General features: G+C 69.9%; 13 protein-coding genes and 2 riboswitches. Of the genes, 11 read left to right on the top strand and 2 right to left on the bottom strand.

The genetic code is table 11. From position 1 onward, the window contains the following. Positions 1-10 precede the first annotated feature (10 nt). Complete coding sequence (locus BLQ75_RS08215; protein WP_092600259.1) at positions 11-817, top strand: S1 family peptidase; 807 nt, start codon at positions 11-13, stop codon at positions 815-817. A 19-nt stretch (positions 818-836) separates the two neighbouring features. On the opposite strand, the gene BLQ75_RS08210 is transcribed toward BLQ75_RS08215, so the two are convergent. Next, on the bottom strand, positions 837-1,472 hold the full coding sequence (locus BLQ75_RS08210) for a LysE family translocator (protein WP_092600256.1): 636 nt from the start codon (positions 1,470-1,472) through the stop codon (positions 837-839). A gap of 322 nt (positions 1,473-1,794) precedes the next feature. Here BLQ75_RS08210 and BLQ75_RS08205 point away from each other — a divergent pair, with 322 nt between their 5' ends. Further along, complete coding sequence (locus BLQ75_RS08205; RefSeq protein WP_092600527.1) at positions 1,795-2,658, top strand: S1 family peptidase; 864 nt, start codon at positions 1,795-1,797, stop codon at positions 2,656-2,658. A 90-nt stretch (positions 2,659-2,748) separates the two neighbouring features. Here BLQ75_RS08205 and BLQ75_RS08200 read toward each other — a convergent pair whose 3' ends face one another. Then, entirely contained in the window at positions 2,749-3,750 is a 1,002-nt protein-coding gene (locus BLQ75_RS08200; RefSeq protein WP_211481236.1) for an adenosine deaminase, read from the bottom strand. A 140-nt stretch (positions 3,751-3,890) separates the two neighbouring features. On the opposite strand from BLQ75_RS08200, the gene BLQ75_RS08195 reads away from it, so the two are divergent. The 9 genes from BLQ75_RS08195 to BLQ75_RS08150 all read left to right on the top strand — a co-directional run bounded on the left by BLQ75_RS08195 (position 3,891) and on the right by BLQ75_RS08150 (position 16,230). Next, entirely contained in the window at positions 3,891-4,367 is a 477-nt protein-coding gene (locus BLQ75_RS08195; protein ID WP_092600253.1) for a GNAT family N-acetyltransferase, read from the top strand. 66 nt (positions 4,368-4,433) lie between these two features. Next, positions 4,434-4,559: riboswitch (cobalamin riboswitch) on the top strand. Positions 4,560-4,616: 57 nt separating this feature from the next. Next, entirely contained in the window at positions 4,617-6,821 is a 2,205-nt protein-coding gene (locus tag BLQ75_RS08190) for a VWA domain-containing protein (protein WP_092600250.1), read from the top strand. 333 nt (positions 6,822-7,154) lie between these two features. Further along, on the top strand, positions 7,155-7,769 hold the full coding sequence (gene cobO / locus BLQ75_RS08185; protein WP_092600247.1) for a cob(I)yrinic acid a,c-diamide adenosyltransferase: 615 nt from the start codon (positions 7,155-7,157) through the stop codon (positions 7,767-7,769). Next, entirely contained in the window at positions 7,766-9,163 is a 1,398-nt protein-coding gene (locus tag BLQ75_RS08180) for a cobyrinic acid a,c-diamide synthase CobB (RefSeq protein WP_092600244.1), read from the top strand. Before cobO ends, BLQ75_RS08180 begins: the two co-directional genes overlap by 4 nt. 498 nt (positions 9,164-9,661) lie before the next feature. Continuing rightward, positions 9,662-11,302 (top strand): SAM-dependent methyltransferase, encoded by a 1,641-nt coding sequence (locus tag BLQ75_RS08170; RefSeq protein WP_092600238.1) that lies wholly within the window; start codon positions 9,662-9,664, stop codon positions 11,300-11,302. Positions 11,303-11,457: 155 nt separating this feature from the next. After that, positions 11,458-12,666, top strand: coding sequence for a precorrin-6y C5,15-methyltransferase (decarboxylating) subunit CbiE (cbiE, locus tag BLQ75_RS08165; protein WP_092600523.1), 1,209 nt, complete (start codon positions 11,458-11,460; stop codon positions 12,664-12,666). Beyond that, on the top strand, positions 12,663-13,163 hold the full coding sequence (locus tag BLQ75_RS08160) for a cobalamin biosynthesis protein (protein WP_092600235.1): 501 nt from the start codon (positions 12,663-12,665) through the stop codon (positions 13,161-13,163). The genes cbiE and BLQ75_RS08160 overlap by 4 nt, the downstream gene beginning before the upstream one ends. A 526-nt stretch (positions 13,164-13,689) precedes the next feature. Then, complete coding sequence (locus tag BLQ75_RS08155; RefSeq protein ID WP_092600521.1) at positions 13,690-14,790, top strand: pyridoxal-phosphate-dependent aminotransferase family protein; 1,101 nt, start codon at positions 13,690-13,692, stop codon at positions 14,788-14,790. A gap of 120 nt (positions 14,791-14,910) precedes the next feature. Continuing rightward, positions 14,911-15,106, top strand: a riboswitch (cobalamin riboswitch). Between the two features lie 53 nt (positions 15,107-15,159). Beyond that, a complete protein-coding gene (locus BLQ75_RS08150; RefSeq protein WP_092600232.1) occupies positions 15,160-16,230 on the top strand; it encodes a HoxN/HupN/NixA family nickel/cobalt transporter in 1,071 nt (356 codons plus the stop codon). The last annotated feature ends 53 nt before the right edge of the window (positions 16,231-16,283 follow it).

Raw genomic sequence — 16,283 nt, 5'->3', positions numbered from 1 at the left:
GGAGCTTTGAATGCGACAACGTGTGCGGCCCAGTCGCCCGGCAGCGCTCTTCGCGGTCCTCGCGCTCTGGGCAGTGCTTCCCGTCACAGCGGCGGCGGTCGAACAACCGCCTCCCGAGATGAGCTCCTCCGCACCGCGCCCGATCGTGGGAGGCGAACCGGCCGAGGTCTCCGAGTATCCTTGGGCGGTCTATCTGGTCGACTCCAGCGGACAGCAGTTCTGCGGCGGAGCGCTGGTCGACGCCGACAAAGTGCTGACCGCGGCCCACTGCGCGGTCGACCGGCGGCCCGCGGGGCTCCGGGTGGTGGCCGGGCGTACTCACAAGAACAGCCAGCAGGGTACGACGGTCGGCGTCGGAGACGTCTGGGTCCACCCCGATTACGTGACTCCTTACCGGGGAGCCGACGTGGCCGTGCTCGCGCTGGACCGAGCGCTCTCCCGTTCCACCGCCGGGTTGGCCACCCCGAGTGACGAGGATCTCTACCGCGAGAACACCAGGGCCACCGTCCTGGGGTGGGGAGCCCGCTTCGAGGGAGGGCAGACCGCCGAACGACTGCGCCGGGCTACGGTTCCGGTGATCGCCGACGCCGACTGCGCCGCGACCTACGGTCGCAACTTCGTCGCGAACGCGATGGTGTGCGCCGGATACCCCGAAGGCGGGGTGGACGCCTGCCAGGGAGACTCCGGAGGGCCGCTGGTCGTGGGGGACAAGCTCATCGGTCTCGTCTCCTGGGGGGTCGGATGCGCCCGCCCGGGGAAACCGGGGGTCTACACCGAGGTGGCGACCTACGTGGACCGGATACGCGCCCGGTTCTGAGGAGAGCCCGCCCGGACGGTCAGCCGGCCACCAGCCCGACGGAGATTCCGAGGAAAGCGACCGCGCTGACCAGGTCCAACGAGTTGCGGACGCTCGGTTTCCGCAGCCTGACCGACACCCGGGAAGCGGTGAGCACGATCGCCAGCTCCCACACGGCGGCCAGTGCCAGGAAGACGACCCCCAGCATCGTCAGTTGCAGGGCCGGGTTCGTGGCTTCACCCACGAACTGGGGCAGGAAGGCCAGGCTGAACAGCAGCATCTTGGGGTTGGTGATGTTGCTGAACAGCCCGCGCAGGTAGGGATTGGCGTCCGGAGTGCCGGGGTCCGAGTCGAGCGCGGCCTCCGGGCCGCCGCTCCGGGAGCGCCACAGTCCGCGCAGGATCGTGCCGGCCAGGTAGATCAGGTAGGCGGCTCCCACCCACTTCATCACCGAGAGCACTTCCGGCCTGCTCGCGACGAGCGCCCCCAGGCCGGATACCACCAGCGCCACCTGGACCAGGCTCGCGGTGTGTATTCCGGCCAGGGTGTACATCCCCGGGCGTGTCCCGAATCGCATCGAGGTCCGCAACAGCAGGAAGGTGTCCACGCCCGGAGTGAGGACCACCACCGCGCTGATGAGCACGAAGCCCGGCAGGGTTCCCGGATCCAGCAGCATGCCGCTTCCTTCCTTACGTGGTGACGTGTCGAGCCGGGTCGCCGGCACTGGTCTGACGGGTGCGACCACCAACACCGATCGGGCTTCACACGATCGGGGGTGATTCGCGCTCCCCGTCTCGTCGCCCGATGGACCATTCAACTGGCAGTTCAGGATTAAAGCCGGATCAGGTCTGATATCTCAGCAACTTTTCCGGCAGTTGCCCATAATATCGAAAAAAATTACGTTCCAGCTGTGAGTTGTCCCTCCTGTGAGCGAGTCAACAGTGGTGGATACGTTCCGTTCAGAGATCGACACGCTCGGATGGGACTGGAGGCTCCGGTTGCGTTGTAGCGGTGCCCACGACAGCCGGAAGGCGACTCCTTCGACGTCGCGGCGCGTCCGGGCGCTCGTGTGCTGCCTGGTGTCGTTGCTGTGCGGTGCTCCCGCCACCGCGGCGGAAGCCGTGCCGGCGAGTGGAAGTGAGGTGCGGGCCAGGATCGTCGGGGGTGACAGGGCCGAGTCGGGAACCGCGCCGTGGACCGTCGCGCTCACCGATTCCTCGGGAGCTCACTTCTGCGGAGGTGCCCTGGTCGAGCCGCGCAGGGTGGTGACGGCGGCGCACTGCACCGTCCACCCGAGAACCGGTGAGCCCAGAGGTGGTGACGACATCCGGGTCGTGCTCGACCGCCGCGACCTGCGCACCGACGCGGGAGAGGTGATCACCGTGCGGCGGGTCTGGCGGCACCCTGACTACGAGCACTTCACGACAGGCCACGACGTGGCCGTGCTCACCCTGGACAACGCGGCCTCCCAACCGACCCTCGAACCGGTCGAGCCGGGGGCGCGGGAACCCTACCTGCCGGGAACCCGTGGCACGGTCTACGGCTGGGGCCGCCTCGGTGAGCGGAGGCCGGCGTCACCGGTGCTGCGTTCGGTGCGGCTTCCGGTGATGTCGGGGGGCAGGTGTGCCCGGGCGTACGGTGGTTTCGACCGCGACGCCATGTTCTGTGCCGGTTTCCCCCGGGGCGGCAAGGACGCGTGTGCGGGGGACTCCGGTGGGCCGTTCGTGGTCGACGGCAGGCTCGTGGGGTTGGTCTCTTTCGGAAGCGGTTGTGCGCGTCCCGGTTTTCCGGGGGTCTACACCCGGCTGGCCACCTACGCCGACGAGATCAGCGCGGTGACCCCGGTGCGGCGGAGCGGGTGAGTCGGGGGTCTCGGGACCTCGGCCGGGGCCCGTGCCCGCCCCACCGCCCGGAGCCGTGCGTCACGGGGGCGGGGCGGGAACCCACGTGGGTCAGCCGGAGCCGATCTCGGTCAGCAGGCGCTCACGCCGTTCCGCCCCGAGGAACGCCGCCGCCACCGAATTGCGTGCGAACTCCCGCAGCGCGTCCTCGCCGAATCCCAGCTCCCGCTCGATCGCCCGGAGGTTGTCACCCACGTAGCCGCCGAAGTAGCTCGGATCGTCCGAGTTGATCGTGGTGACCACACCCGCCTCGACGAGACGGGGCAGCGGGTGCTGACCGAGTTCGTCCACTCCCCGCAGCCGTACGTTCGACAACGGGCACACCGTCAGCGGGACACGGTCGCGCGCCAGCCGTTTGACCAGCTCGGGGTCATCGACGGCTCGAACACCGTGATCGATCCGATCGACGCCCAGCACGTCCAGGGCCTGCCAGACGTAGTCCGCGGGCCCCTCCTCACCCGCGTGCGCCACCAGCCGGAGCCCCGCCCGACGGGCCCGGGAGAACACCTCCGCGAAGTCCCCCGGCGGATGCCCCAGTTCGGCGGAGTCGAGGCCGATACCGATTATGCGTTGCCGGTGCTCAAGTAGTTCGTCGAGCATCCGGGATGCCTCCGCGCTGCCGCGGTCGCGCAGGAAGCAGGCGATCAGGGCGGTGCTGATCCCGAAACGCTCCTCGCTGGTCGACAGCGAGGCCTCCAGCCCGTCGAGCACCGTCTCCAGCGTGACCCCGCGAGTGGTGTGCGCCTGCGGGTCGAAGAAGATCTCGGCGTGCCGGACCCCTTGGGCGGCCGCCCTGGTGAGATAGCTGTCCGCCAGCGCGGTGAAGTCCTCGGCGCGGTGCAGCACGTTCATCCCGGTGTAGTAGAGGTCCAAAAACGACTGCAGATCGCTGAACTCGTACCTGCCACGCAGCTCCTCGACCCCCGCGTACGGCAGGGTGACGCCGTTGCGCTCGGCGCACGCGAACGTCAGTTCCGGCTCCAGCGCTCCTTCGATGTGGATGTGCAGCTCGGTTTTGGGCACTGTCAGTGCCGTGGACGTTTCCGCGGTCACCGCGTCTCCTTCCTGTGCCGGTGGACGGAGCCAGCAACTCTAACCGTTCCGCGCCGCACGGTTCGTCGTGACGTGGTGCCCGCTACTTCCGTTCCTCACGAGCCGCCGGGATCACGCGGGGGTGTGATAGGTACTGGGGAGTGAACCTGCAGCCCCTCGCCACCGCGGTGCACCGCGCTTACACGGCCGATCTCGCGCCGGAGGACCTCTACCGCATGCTGCGGCTGCGGGTGGACGTCTTCGTCGTGGAACAGCGCTGTCCTTACCCGGAACTGGACGGTCGGGATCTCGAAGGATCCACTCGGCACTTCTGGATCGACTCCGCCGACGACGGAGTGCTCGGATACCTGCGACTGCTGGAGGAACCCGACGGTTCCTACCGGATCGGTCGGGTGTGCACCGCTCCTTCCGGCCGGGGGCTGGGACTAGGCAAGAAGTTGATGCGGGCCGCCGTGGCCGAGGTGCGCAAGTCGTACGCGGTGCTTTCGGCCCAGACCTACGCCCTCGACTTCTACCGGTCGTTCGGCTTCGTCGAGTGCGGCGAGCCCTACGAGGAGGACGGGATACCGCACATCGACATGTGTCGGGACCCGACAGTGACGGGAGTAACGCGATAGGGCACGACGTTTGGTGGCCGGAAGGGCTTCTGCGAGGATGCGACGTGGTCCGAGCGAGCGACGGTGAGGAAGCCGGTGTGAATCCGGCACGGTCGGCGCCACTGTGACCGGGGAGCGTTCTTCCCGCGGGACTGGCCACCGGAGGCATCCGGGAAGGCCGGAAGAACGCCGTGATCCGGGAGTCAGGACACTGCCGTCGCCGCGTTCCGCAACCAGGGGCGTCCGAGACCCTAGGAAGGAATACCAGCGATGACCGCTGCCACGTCGGCACCGTCCACCGTGCGTTACCCGTTCTCCGCGGTTGTCGGGCACGACGATCTGCGACTGGGGCTGTTGCTCAACGCGGTGTACCCGCGTATCGGCGGGGTGCTGGTACGAGGGGAGAAGGGGACCGCGAAGTCGACCATCGTGCGCGCGCTCGCGGCCCTGCTGCCCGCGCTCGACGTCGTCGAGAACTGCCGGTTCGGCTGCGACCCGGCCGAGCCCGACCTGGACTGCCCCGACGGGCCGCACGGCGAGACCTCCGATGGTGTCCGCCGGCCCGCCCAGCTCGTCGAACTACCGGTGGGTGCGTCGGAGGACCGCCTGGTCGGCTCCCTGGACGTCGAACGCGCGTTGACCGAGGGGGTGCGCGCGTACCAGCCGGGACTGCTCGCCGCCGCGAACCGAGGCGTGCTCTACGTTGACGAGGTCAACCTGCTGCACGACCACCTCGTCGACCTGCTGCTCGACGCCGCCGCCATGGGCCGTTCGCACGTGGAGCGGGAGGGCGTCTCGCTGTCGCACGCCTCTTCCTTCCTGCTGGTCGGCACCATGAACCCGGAGGAAGGGGAGCTTCGTCCCCAACTGTTGGACCGCTTCGGGCTGACCGTTCAGGTCGAGGCCTCGCGCGAGGTCGACACCCGCACCGAGGTGGTACGCCGTCGACTGCGGTTCGAGGCCGATCCGGTCGGGTTCGCCAAGGAGTGGGCCGAGGAGGACGCCGAGCTCGCGCGACGCATCGCGGAGGCCCGTTCCCGCGTCGAGTCCGTCCGGCTGCCCGACTCCGAGGTCCGTCGGATCGCCTCCGTGTGCGCTTCGTTCGAGGTGGACGGGATGCGTGCCGATCTGGTGCTGGCCCGCGCCGCGGTGGCCCACGCAGCGTGGCGCGGTGTGGAGGCCGTCGCCGCGACGGACGTGGAAGCAGCCGCCAGGCTGGCCCTGCCGCACCGGCGGCGACGGGACCCGTTCGACGAGCCCGGCATGGACGAGCAGCAGCTGCGGCAAGCGCTGGCCGACGCCGAGGGGGAGGCCGAGCAGCGGGACTCCGAGGTGGATGCCGCTCCCTCCGGTTCGGACGGTGCTTCCGGTGCGGACGACTCCGAGGAGGGGCCGGACGAGGGAGGACCGGACGACGAGGGCCCCGAGGACGGCGGTCCCGGTGGCGGTGGCTCCGGAGGGCCGGACGACCAGCAGGGACCCGACAGCGGCCCGGCCGGTGGTGCGAACGAGCCGCCTTCCGCCGAGGGTGCCACGGACGACAACGCGTCCAACGGTTCGAACCGTCCGGACGAGAACCGCTCCGACGACTCCGGTCGGGCACCGCGGGAGCGGACCTCCGAGGCCTCCGAGTCCACCTTCCGGGCACGTCTGCTGGAGCTCCCCGGGCTGGGGGAGGGAGCACCGGGACGGCGTTCGCGTTCGCGCTCCCGCACCGGCCAGGTGGTCCGGCCGTCCGCGGTGGACGGGCATGGTGTTCATCTTCCCGCCACGCTGCTCGCCGCGGCACCGCACCAGCGTTCCCGGGGACGTTCCGGTCCCGGTCTGCGACTGCACGCCGCCGACCTCCGCCACTCCGTGCGCGAGGGTAGGGAGGGCAACCTGGTGCTCTTCGCGGTGGACGCCTCGGGTTCGATGGCGGCGCGCGAGCGGATGTCGGCGGTCAGCGGCGCGGTCATCGCGTTGCTGCGCGATGCCTACCAGCGGCGGGACAAGGTGGGGGTGGTGACCTTCCGGGGCTCGGACGGCGAGATCGCGCTGCCGCCGACCTCCTCGGTGGAGACCGCTGCCACGCGTATGCGCAGGCTCAGCACCGGAGGGAAGACACCGCTGGCGGGCGGTCTCCTCACCGCCCGCAAAGTGATCCGCACCGAGCGGATGCGCGATCCCCACCGCCGTCCGTTGCTGGTCGTGCTCACCGACGGCAAGGCCACGGTGGGGGTGGACCCCGAGGGCGGTGCCGCCACGAGGGGGCGTCGGGCGGTCGACGACGCGATGCGTTCGGCCGCGCTGCTCAACGAGATGGGCGTTTCCTCCGTCGTCGTCGACTGCGAGAACGGTCCGGTCCGACTCGGACTGGCGGATCGGCTGGCTTACGTGCTGGGGGCTCCCAACCTTCGGCTGGAGGAACTGTCCGCCGACAACGTGGCCGGAGTCGTGCGTGCCGCGCGGGGAGCGGGTGCGGCGGTCGGGTGAAACCGACTGCCTGAGCGCACCGCTGGCTACGCACGAGGGATGTTTGCTGATACAATGCGCGGTGTCCACCTGACCCCCAGGGGTGGACCACAGCGCCCTCGCGCTCCCGGTGCCCCCAGGCCGGTTGAGTGCGAGGGCGTCTTCTCGCCGAGCCGTCCCGGGAGGTGTCCTCCCGGAATTTCCTTCCACGAAGGCGACCCGCTTCGGAGAGCGGCGTCCCGCCGAGGCACGGCCGACCGCACGGTCGCCGACATCGACCTCCCGACTTCCGGAGCCCGGCTCACCGCCGGGATCGCGGACCGGAACAACCATCGTCGCTTTGGAGATCTCGCTATGCCACAGGGAAAACCGAGTTCCGTGCCCGACGACGGCCTGACCACCAGGCAACGTCGGAACCGCCCCCTGCTCGCGGTGCACACCGGTGACATGAAGGGCAAATCCACCTCCGCATTCGGGATGGCCTTGCGGGGCTGGAACCAGGGCTGGTCCATCGGGGTGTTCCAGTTCGTCAAGTCGGCCAAGTGGCGGGTCGGCGAGGAGTCGGCCTTCCGAGCGCTGGGCAGGCTGCACGAGGAGACCGGCGAGGGCGGTCCCGTCGAGTGGCACAAGATGGGCGAAGGGTGGTCCTGGACCCGCAAGCGTTCCACCGAGCAGGACCACGCCGAGGCCGCCTTGGAGGGGTGGCACGAGATCGCCCGCCGGATCGAGCGGGAGCAGCACGACCTCTACGTGCTCGACGAGTTCACCTACCCGCTGCACTGGGGCTGGGTCGACGTGGCGGAGGTGGTGGACACGCTGCGGCGACGTCCGGGCTTCCAGCACGTGGTGATCACCGGCCGCCGTGCGCCGCAGCAACTGCTCGACGCCGCCGATCTGGCCATGGAGACCGGTAAGCTCAGGCACCCGATGGACGCCGGGCAGAAGGGGCAGAAGGGAATCGAGTGGTGAGCCGCTCGGTCGCGACGACGAGCGGGTCCCGGCCGCGCGTTGTGGTCGCGGCCCCGGCTTCCGGACACGGCAAGACCACCGTGGCGACCGGCTTGCTGGCGGCGCTGCGGAGGCGGGTAGGCAGGGTGGCCGGTTTCAAGGTCGGCCCCGACTACATCGATCCCGGATACCACGCCGTCGCCACGGGAGCGCCTGGGCGCAACCTCGACCCCGTGCTCGTGGGGGAGGGGCTGGTCGCACCGCTGTTCGCCCACGGCGCCGAGGGGGCCGACCTCTCCGTGGTGGAGGGCGTCATGGGGTTGTTCGACGGTCGGCTCGGCACCGCCGACGAGGTACCGCCGTACGGTTCGACGGCGCACGTCGCCGCGCTGCTGGAGGCGCCGGTGGTGCTCGTGGTGGACGCCAGGGGGCAGAGCCAGAGCGTCGCCGCGCTGCTGCACGGGTTCCGCGCCTTCCAGCCGGGGCTGCGGCTGGGCGGAGTGATTTTCAACCGGGTCGGCTCGGCGCGGCACGAGCGGGTGCTGCGGGACGCGGCGCGCTCCGTGGGGATCGACGTGCTCGGTGTGCTCGGGCGTGCCGACGAGCTGCACGTGCCCTCGCGGCACCTGGGGCTCGTCACGGCGGCCGAGCACGGCACCCAGGCCACCGACGCCGTGTCCGCCATGGCGGACGTGGTGGCTTCGGGAGTGGACCTCGACGAGGTGGCCGCACTCGCCGCCTCGGCCCCCGAGCTCCCCACCGAACCGTGGTGCCCCGAGACCTCACTCGGTGGTCCGGTGCTCAGTGGTGACCGGTCGCCCCGGATAGCGATTGCGGGAGGGCCGGCGTTCACCTTCGGCTACACCGAACACGTCGAACTGCTGTGCGCGGCGGGCGCGGAAGTCACCGTGGTGGACCCGTTGCGGGCCGAGCGATTGCCCGTCGGAACTTCGGGGCTGGTTCTGCCCGGTGGTTTTCCGGAGCAGTACGTCGCCGAACTGTCCGCCAACGAGGGCCTGCGCCGGGACATCTCCGAGCGGATCGGCGAAGGTCTGCCGGTACACGCCGAGTGCGCGGGCCTGCTGTACCTGGCGCGGAACCTGGACGGTCATCCGTTGTGCGGGGTGCTGGACGTCGAGGCGCGGATGTCGCCCCGGCTCACGCTCGGGTACCGCGAGGCGGTGGCGGCCAGTGACTCGATGCTCTTCCGGGAGGGGAGCCGGGTCACCGGGCACGAGTTCCACCGCACCGTGCTCACTCCGGGCGTGGGGGAGAAGCCGGCCTGGTTCTGGCGTGATGGGGACGTTGTGACCGAGGGGTTCGTGCGCGGCGGGCTCCACGCCTCCTACCTGCACACGCATCCCGCCGCTACCCCGGATGCGGTCGCGCGGTTCGTGCGGCGGTGCGCGGGCTGAGACCGCTCTCGTCGAGTCCCTCCCGGACGCGGTTCGGTCGCCGATCGGGGTAATTTCCGGTTCGCGGCCACGCCCACCGTGCGCTCGCACCGGAGCGAGCGCGGTTCTCCTCGGCGGTACGGGTTCCGCGTTTTCCACCCCGGAACTCCCGGAAACGGGCCTCCTCGCCGGCCACGGTTGATGCGCGGTCGTCCGCCCGCGTGTCGTTGCCGGGGAGTCGATGCGCTCCGTGCCGTCGTCACCCTCGCGATACGGTCGATCAGTGCGCGTCGTGGTTTCCGTGGTGGCGTCAATGATCGAAGCGCGGTGTTTCTGGAACGCGTGAATCCCGCCTCCGCTCCGGACGGGGGCAGCACGAGGCCCCGCGAGCGTCCGTTGGGCCGCCGGTGACGCGGCCGTCTCCAGGTGGGGGAACGGTCGGGGCCGGGCACGGCGCGTGTCGGTTGTCCGCAGTGGTAATACTTGCACCGCGTGAGGCGCGGAGAGGAGAACGATCACATGACTTCGGGAACACGTACCGGTCTGATCTCGTTCGTGGGGGCGGGCCCCGGTGCGGCGGATCTGATGACGCTGCGTGCCGCGCGGCGGATCTCCGAGGCGGACATCGTTCTCTGGTCTCCGAGTGTGGTCTCTCCGGAGTGCGTGCGGGAACACGCACGAGCCGAGGCCGAACTGGTCGACACGGACCCGATCGACCAGCGCGAGGTTCACGAGATCTACCGCAGGGCGGAGCGGGAACGGCTGCGGGTGGCGCGGCTGCACGCCGGTGACTCCGCGGTCTGGAGCTCGGTCCAGCAGCAGTACGACTTCTGCGCCCGCATGGAGCTGGAGGTGGAGATCGTTCCCGGTGTCTCCGGGCACACCGCGGCGGCCGCGTCGGTCGGCAAGGAACTCACCGGCACCGAGCACGCCCGTCCCGTCATGGTGTCCAAACTCGACGGCGGCTCCAGTGCGGTGCCCGATGCCGCGGCGGTGCGTGAGTTCGCCGAGCAAGGTATGACGATGGCCCTGTCGGTCTCGGCGGCACGCACCGGACAGCTCGTGGAGCGGCTGCGCGCGGCCGGGTACGCGGACGACGTTCCCGTCGTGGTCGCCTACAAGGTCACCTGTTCCGACGAGTTGGTGCTGCGCACCACGCTCGGTGAGCTGGAAGGGGTCGTCAAGGAGCACAAGCTCTGGCGCCAGACCCTCTTCCTGGTGGGGGACGTGCTGCGGTCGACCGCCCCGCGCTCTCGTTCCTACGCGTCCGGCCGGAGCCGAGGTGGTGCCACTTCAGGAGGGCGTTACGCGGATCAGGAGCCGGGATGGCGCGGAGGTGCCGGACCCCGGTACTCCGCCGGACGCGGAACGGCGCGCGGTTCGAGTTCCAGGCGCGGGTCGGACGAGTTCTCGCACGACGGTGACGGGCCGCTGCCGCGGCCGCGTTCGGACGAGCAGCGCGGTGGTGCCCGCGCCGACGCGGACGTCGCCTGGTGGGCGGTTCGGGACTGGCAGCAGAACGCGCGGGACACCGTCCGGCCCACCGGCCGTGGCGGTGCGGTCCGGCAGCCTGCCGTCGCCGAACCGCAGTCCCCCGACCTGTTCACGGTCTCGGACGGAGCCGAAGCGGGCGACTCCGACATTGCCCGGGTCCAGGGGGAGGCGGGCGGTGACTGCTCCCGGCTATCGGGGAATTCCGCCGTTGAGTCCGGGGCGGACTCCGCCGCCGAGTCGGACGAGTCCGCCGAGCCGACCTCCTCCGGCGAGGCGCCCCCCGAGGAGGCAACCCGTACGGCCTCCCCCGACGATGAACGCCCCACCGAACGGGAGGGTGAACCGTCGGACGCGGGGGAGGCGACCGAGGAGCTCGCCGCCGATCGTCCCGCTACCGAGGAGGCGGTCGCCGAGGCGCCCGCACAGGCCGGGACCTCGACGGCCTCGGCCGGGAACGGCTCCTCGACGTCGGGAACCCGGAGCGGTTCCCGCTCCGGCACCTCGGCGAAGTCGGGAGCCCGGAGTGCGTCGGGCAAGACCGGTGGCGGCAGGACGAGCTCGACGAAGAGCGGCAGCAGGACCAAGTCGCAGCAGAAGAACACCGCTTCCGGTGGCAAGGGTGGTTCCTCGAACTCCGCTTCCGGAAAGCGGCGCACCGCCGAGTAGTTTCGGAGCCCCTCCGGACCATCGTCCGGCTCCCCGGCGCTCGATCCCATATCGTCGGTGCCGGTTTCCGGGCCGGTCGTCGGGTGACCGCTGTGACAGCGTGTCGGCCCGCGTCGAGCACGGCAGCAGACGGCTAGTTGGACGGAGTGTGTGACGTGGCGGTCACGGTTATCGGAATCGACGGCGGGCCGTTGCCCGAGGGAGCGACCGAGGTGTTGAACTCGGCGGCGCTGGTAGTGGGAGCTCCGCCGCACCTGCGGGAGCACGCGCCGGAAGGAGCGCGCACGGTTGAACTCGGTTCGTTCGGTCCCGCGCTCAACGCGCTCTCGGCACTGACCGCCTCGGAAACGGGTGTGGTGCTCGCCTCCGGAGATCCCGGTTACTTCGGGGCCGTTCGCGCGTTGCGCGACAAGGGAGTGCGCTGTTCGGTGATGCCCGCCCTGTCCAGTGTGCAACGCCTGCTCGCCAGGATGGGGCGCTCCTGGGAGGACACGAGCGTGGTCAGCGCACGTATCGGTGGGTTGCACCGCGCCCTCAACGTCTGCCGCGCGCGCTCGGCCGTGGTGGTGCTGACCGGAGGGGGGATCGGACCGGCTCAACTCGCCTCCGGCCTGCGAGGATGGCGTCGCACCATGATCGTGGGAGAGGACCTCGGTGGTGAGCACGAGCGTGTCACCACCGTCGATCCGGAGGAGGCCGCCGAGCGCAGCTGGTTCGAACCCAACATCGTCTGCTGCCTGGACGATCCCGACGCGGTTCCGGATCGGAACTGGCACAGCGGTGGGGAGCCCACCCCGCCCCGTCGGTGGGCCCTGCCGGAGGAGGAGTTCTCGCACCGGGAAGGGACAATAACCTCCGCCGAGGTCCGTGCGCTGGCGCTGGCGAGGTTGCGGCCCCGCCCCGGGGCCCTGGTGTGGGACGTGGGGGCGGGCTCCGGCTCGGTGGCGGTGGAGTGCGCCAGGATGGGTGCGGCGTGCGTGGCTGTCGAGTCGGACGAGGCGCAGGTCGTGCGGTTGGTCTCAAACGCGGCCGCGCACGGGGTGGACGTCCGGGTGGAGGAGGGCGCGGCTCCGGCCGTACTGCGCGGGCTCGCCAAACCCGATTCGGTTTTCGTGGGGATCGACGACGCCGAGGTGCTCACCGCCTGCGCCCACGTGGGGGCCACCCGTGTCGTGCTGGTCCTGTCCGCCCTGGACAGAATAGGAGCGAGCAGGGACGTGCTGCGCAACGCGGGGTATCACGTCGAGGGAGTACAGCTCTCCGCCAATCGGATGTTCACCTCCGATGAGCAGGGGCCGAGGTTGTCCGCGGTCGAGCCGGTGGTGCTGCTGTCCGCCGAGCTGCCCACCGCGGAGAACGAGTGAGTGATCTCGCGGGGATCGTCGTCGGCCTCGGCGCCTCCAGCGGTGTCACCGCCGCCGCGTTCGCCGAAGCGCTCTCCCGGCTGGACCGGGAGTGGCCCACCGGACCGGTCGTGGTGCGGGCCGTGGCCACCATCGATCGCGTGGCTCGTTCGGCGGAGCTCCGGGCGGCGGTGCGGGAGCACTCCAGGGACTGGGTGCTCGCCGTCACCGGTGGGCTACCGCTGCTCTGCTACCCGGCCGAGGAGCTCGCTCGGGTCAGTGTCGCCAACCCGAGTGATTCCGTCAGCGCTCGGGTTGGCACTCCCAGTGTCGCGGAGGCATCGTGCCTGCGGGCCGCCGCCGAACTCGGCGACGGCCCGGCGCGGCTGGTGGTGCGCAAGTTCGTGGCGTCCGGGGTCACGCTCGCGGCCGCTGTCGCGACGGGGACGCCCGGCCTCCCCGAATCCACCACTTCCGGACGAGGGGTGTACCTGCTGCGACCGTACCGGTCGCGCTGACCGTCGCTTCGTGAGCCGCTCAGCTCCACGGTTCCCACTCCTCCCTCGTTCGAGTGAAGGCACTGGAGGGATTGTCCCCTGATTGGAGTGACCCGCTGTAATCGCCAGCGGAAAATGACTACTTGAAGTTAGCGATTTACTGACAGTTAGACCGATTTTATGACAGATCTTGACTGTATCGAGTGGATTTCAATTACAGTGCTGCGAGCAATATGTGACAAAAATTCAGCTTGCGTGGTTGTCCAGGGCCCGGAAGGTGATCGACCACGCTCACCACCGCACTGACTGGGGGTGTGCGGTGGTGCTCTCTTCCTCTCCGGCTCGCCCGCGTCTCCTGGTCGCGCGGTGGCCGACGACTCCTTCTCTCGGAGGCGGTGCCCCACGTGTGTGTGACATTGTCAACACTTCGTGTGGACATGCTCGTGGAATCTTGTTTTCGCCTTCCGGAATCGGGTGTGCCCAGGTCGGATCCTCGTCAAGTGGGGACGGCCCGGTGCGCTGCGAGAGTGTGCCTAGGGTGGAAGCCATGGCACTGGTTGAACGCTCTCTGCTCGGCCCCGGGCCGTCGAACACGTATCCGGAGGCCACCGCGGCGCTGTCCGCACCGCTGCTCGGCCACCTCGACCCGGAGTTCCTGAAGCTGTTGGACGAGACCGGGGAACGTCTGCGGTCCGTCTGGGGAACCCGAAACCTCCGTACGCTTCCGCTCTCCGGAACCGGCTCCATCGGTATGGAGGCCGCCTTCGTCAACTTCGTGCACCCGGGTGACGTGGTCGTCGTGGCCGTCAACGGCCTGTTCGGCGAGCGCATGTGCGACGTCGCCGGCCGCTACGGAGCCGAGGTCGTGCGTGTCGAACACGAGTGGGGACAGCCCGTGGACATCCAGCGCGTGCTGGACGCCCATCCCTCCCCGGCGATGGTCGCCGCCGTCCACGCCGAGACCTCCACCGGCGTGCGCAGCGACATCGGCCGGCTCGGCGAGGCGCTGCGCGCCCGCGACGACCGGACCCTGCTGCTGGCCGACTGCGTCACCTCCATCGCGGGCGAGTCGATCGAGCTCGACGCGTGGAACGTCGACATCGCCTACGCCGGTACGCAGAAGTGCCTCGGCGTGCCCCCCGGACTCGCGCCGTTCACGGTTTCCGAGCGCGCTTGGCAGCGCAGGGTCGAAAAGCCCACCACCTGGTATCTCGACCTCGGGCTCATCGGCAACTACGTGACCGGAGGAGCTTCCGGCGGACGCGCCTACCACCACACCGCGCCCACCGCGATGGTCGCCTCGCTGCACGCCGCGCTCGGCCGGGTACTCGACGAGGGGATGTCGGCGGTTGCCGAACGCCACCGGACAGCGGGCGAGGCGCTGCAGCAGGGGTTGCAGCGGATGGGGCTCCAGCTGTTCGCCCCCGAGGGCAACCGGTTGCACCAGCTCACCAGCGTGTGGGTTCCCGAAGGTGTGGAATCGGCCGACGTGCGCAAGCAGCTGTTGACCGACTACGGTATCGAGATCGGTTCCGGTGCTGGTCAGTTCGCCAACAGCGTCTGGCGTATCGGTCTGATGGGCGACAACGCGCGGCTGGATCGCGTCGAGATGCTGCTCGGCGCGCTGCGCACAGTGCTGGGTAGGTAACTCTACCTAGTGAAAAGTCGCCCGGCCGTGCCGGGGATTCGTCGGAGTGGCGAATCCCCGGCACGGTCGTGTCCGGGACTTTTCCGGTGCCGCGACGATCGGGGGTGAACAACCTCACCTTGATTGACTCGGTGCCTTCGGGTGAAGATGCTCGCGCCGTGAGGGGAGGAACTCGGTGCGAGTCCGAGGCGGTCCCGCCACTGTGACCGGGGAGCAGGTTCCCAAGCGACGCCACGGCCCGTTCGGACGGGCTGGAAGGCGGGAACCCGGGCGACGATCCGGAAGTCAGGAAACTTCCCGCGGCCCCGCGTCACGCCGTGACGTGCGGAATCGGTCCCCAGGGCGGGAAAACCCGGGAGGTTCCTCCGAATGACGTCTTCCGACGCGTTGCCGAGCCGGCCGGACAGCGGCTGGTCCACTACGGAGCGCCGGAAAGTGATGCTCGTGTTCGTCGCGCTGGCCGTGCTGCACCTGCTCGGCTGGGGCGGTTATCTGATCTACCAGAACTCCCTCGGCGCCGCTGGCGGGCTGGCCGCCGCGGGCGGCGTGGCCTACTTGCTCGGTGTGCGGCACGGTTTCGACGCCGATCACGTCGCGGTGATCGACGACGCCACCCGGCTGCTGATGCAGCGCGGCAGGAAACCGGTCTCGACCGGTATGTGGTTCGCGCTGGGGCACTCCAGCGTGGTGCTGATCCTGGCGACGATGGTCGCCTTCGTCGCGGGTGTCGCCGCGAAGGGGTGGGCCGAGAGCTTCGGCTCGCACACGGCGCTGTTCGTGGACGTCTTCGTGGTGCTCGTCGTGGGGGTGCTGGCCGTGCTCAACGCCCTCGTGCTGCGCGACGCCACCCGGCTGTTGCGCCGTGCCCGCACCTCGGGTGTCGACGACGCCGAGGTGGAGGAGGTGCTCGGCAGACGCGGGCTGCTGGCGCGAGTGCTGCGCGGGCGGATGCGCAAGCTGATCGGCAGGTCCTGGCACCTCTTCGTGATCGGCCTGCTGTTCGGGCTCGGGATGCAGACCGCGACCGAGATCACCGTGCTGGCCCTCGTGGCCCCGACCGAGGGGTCGACCCTGGTGGTGCTCACCCTTCCGCTGCTGTTCGCGGCCGGTATGTGCACTGTGGACAGCGTGGACGGGATGTTGATGTCCCGGGCCTACACCTGGTCGCTGGCGCAGCCGGTCCGCAGGCTGTGGGTGAACGTCACCACCACCGCGCTGACGGTGGCGCTCGCGGTGGTCATCGGCGTGGTGGTGCTCGCGGGCGTGCTCTCCGAGCTCGGCGTCCCACTGGCCGAGACGGTCGCGGGTATCGGGGATCACTTCGAGCTTCTCGGATATCTGACGCTGGCGGCCTTCATGGCAGTATGGGGAGGCGCCGCGCTCTGGTGGAAGCTCTCCCGCACCGGGACGCACGAAGCCGTACGTCCTCCAGCCCGGTGACCGACATCAGCGGCAGCAGAACTCCCGAACCCACCCCGCCGACGCCGCCGGGG

It is taken from the genome of Actinopolyspora xinjiangensis, from assembly GCF_900104475.1.
In the GTDB taxonomy this organism is placed as follows: domain Bacteria; phylum Actinomycetota; class Actinomycetes; order Mycobacteriales; family Pseudonocardiaceae; genus Actinopolyspora; species Actinopolyspora xinjiangensis.
The sequence above is the reverse complement of the archived record's forward strand: the minus strand, read 5'-3'. Positions and strand labels throughout refer to the sequence as shown.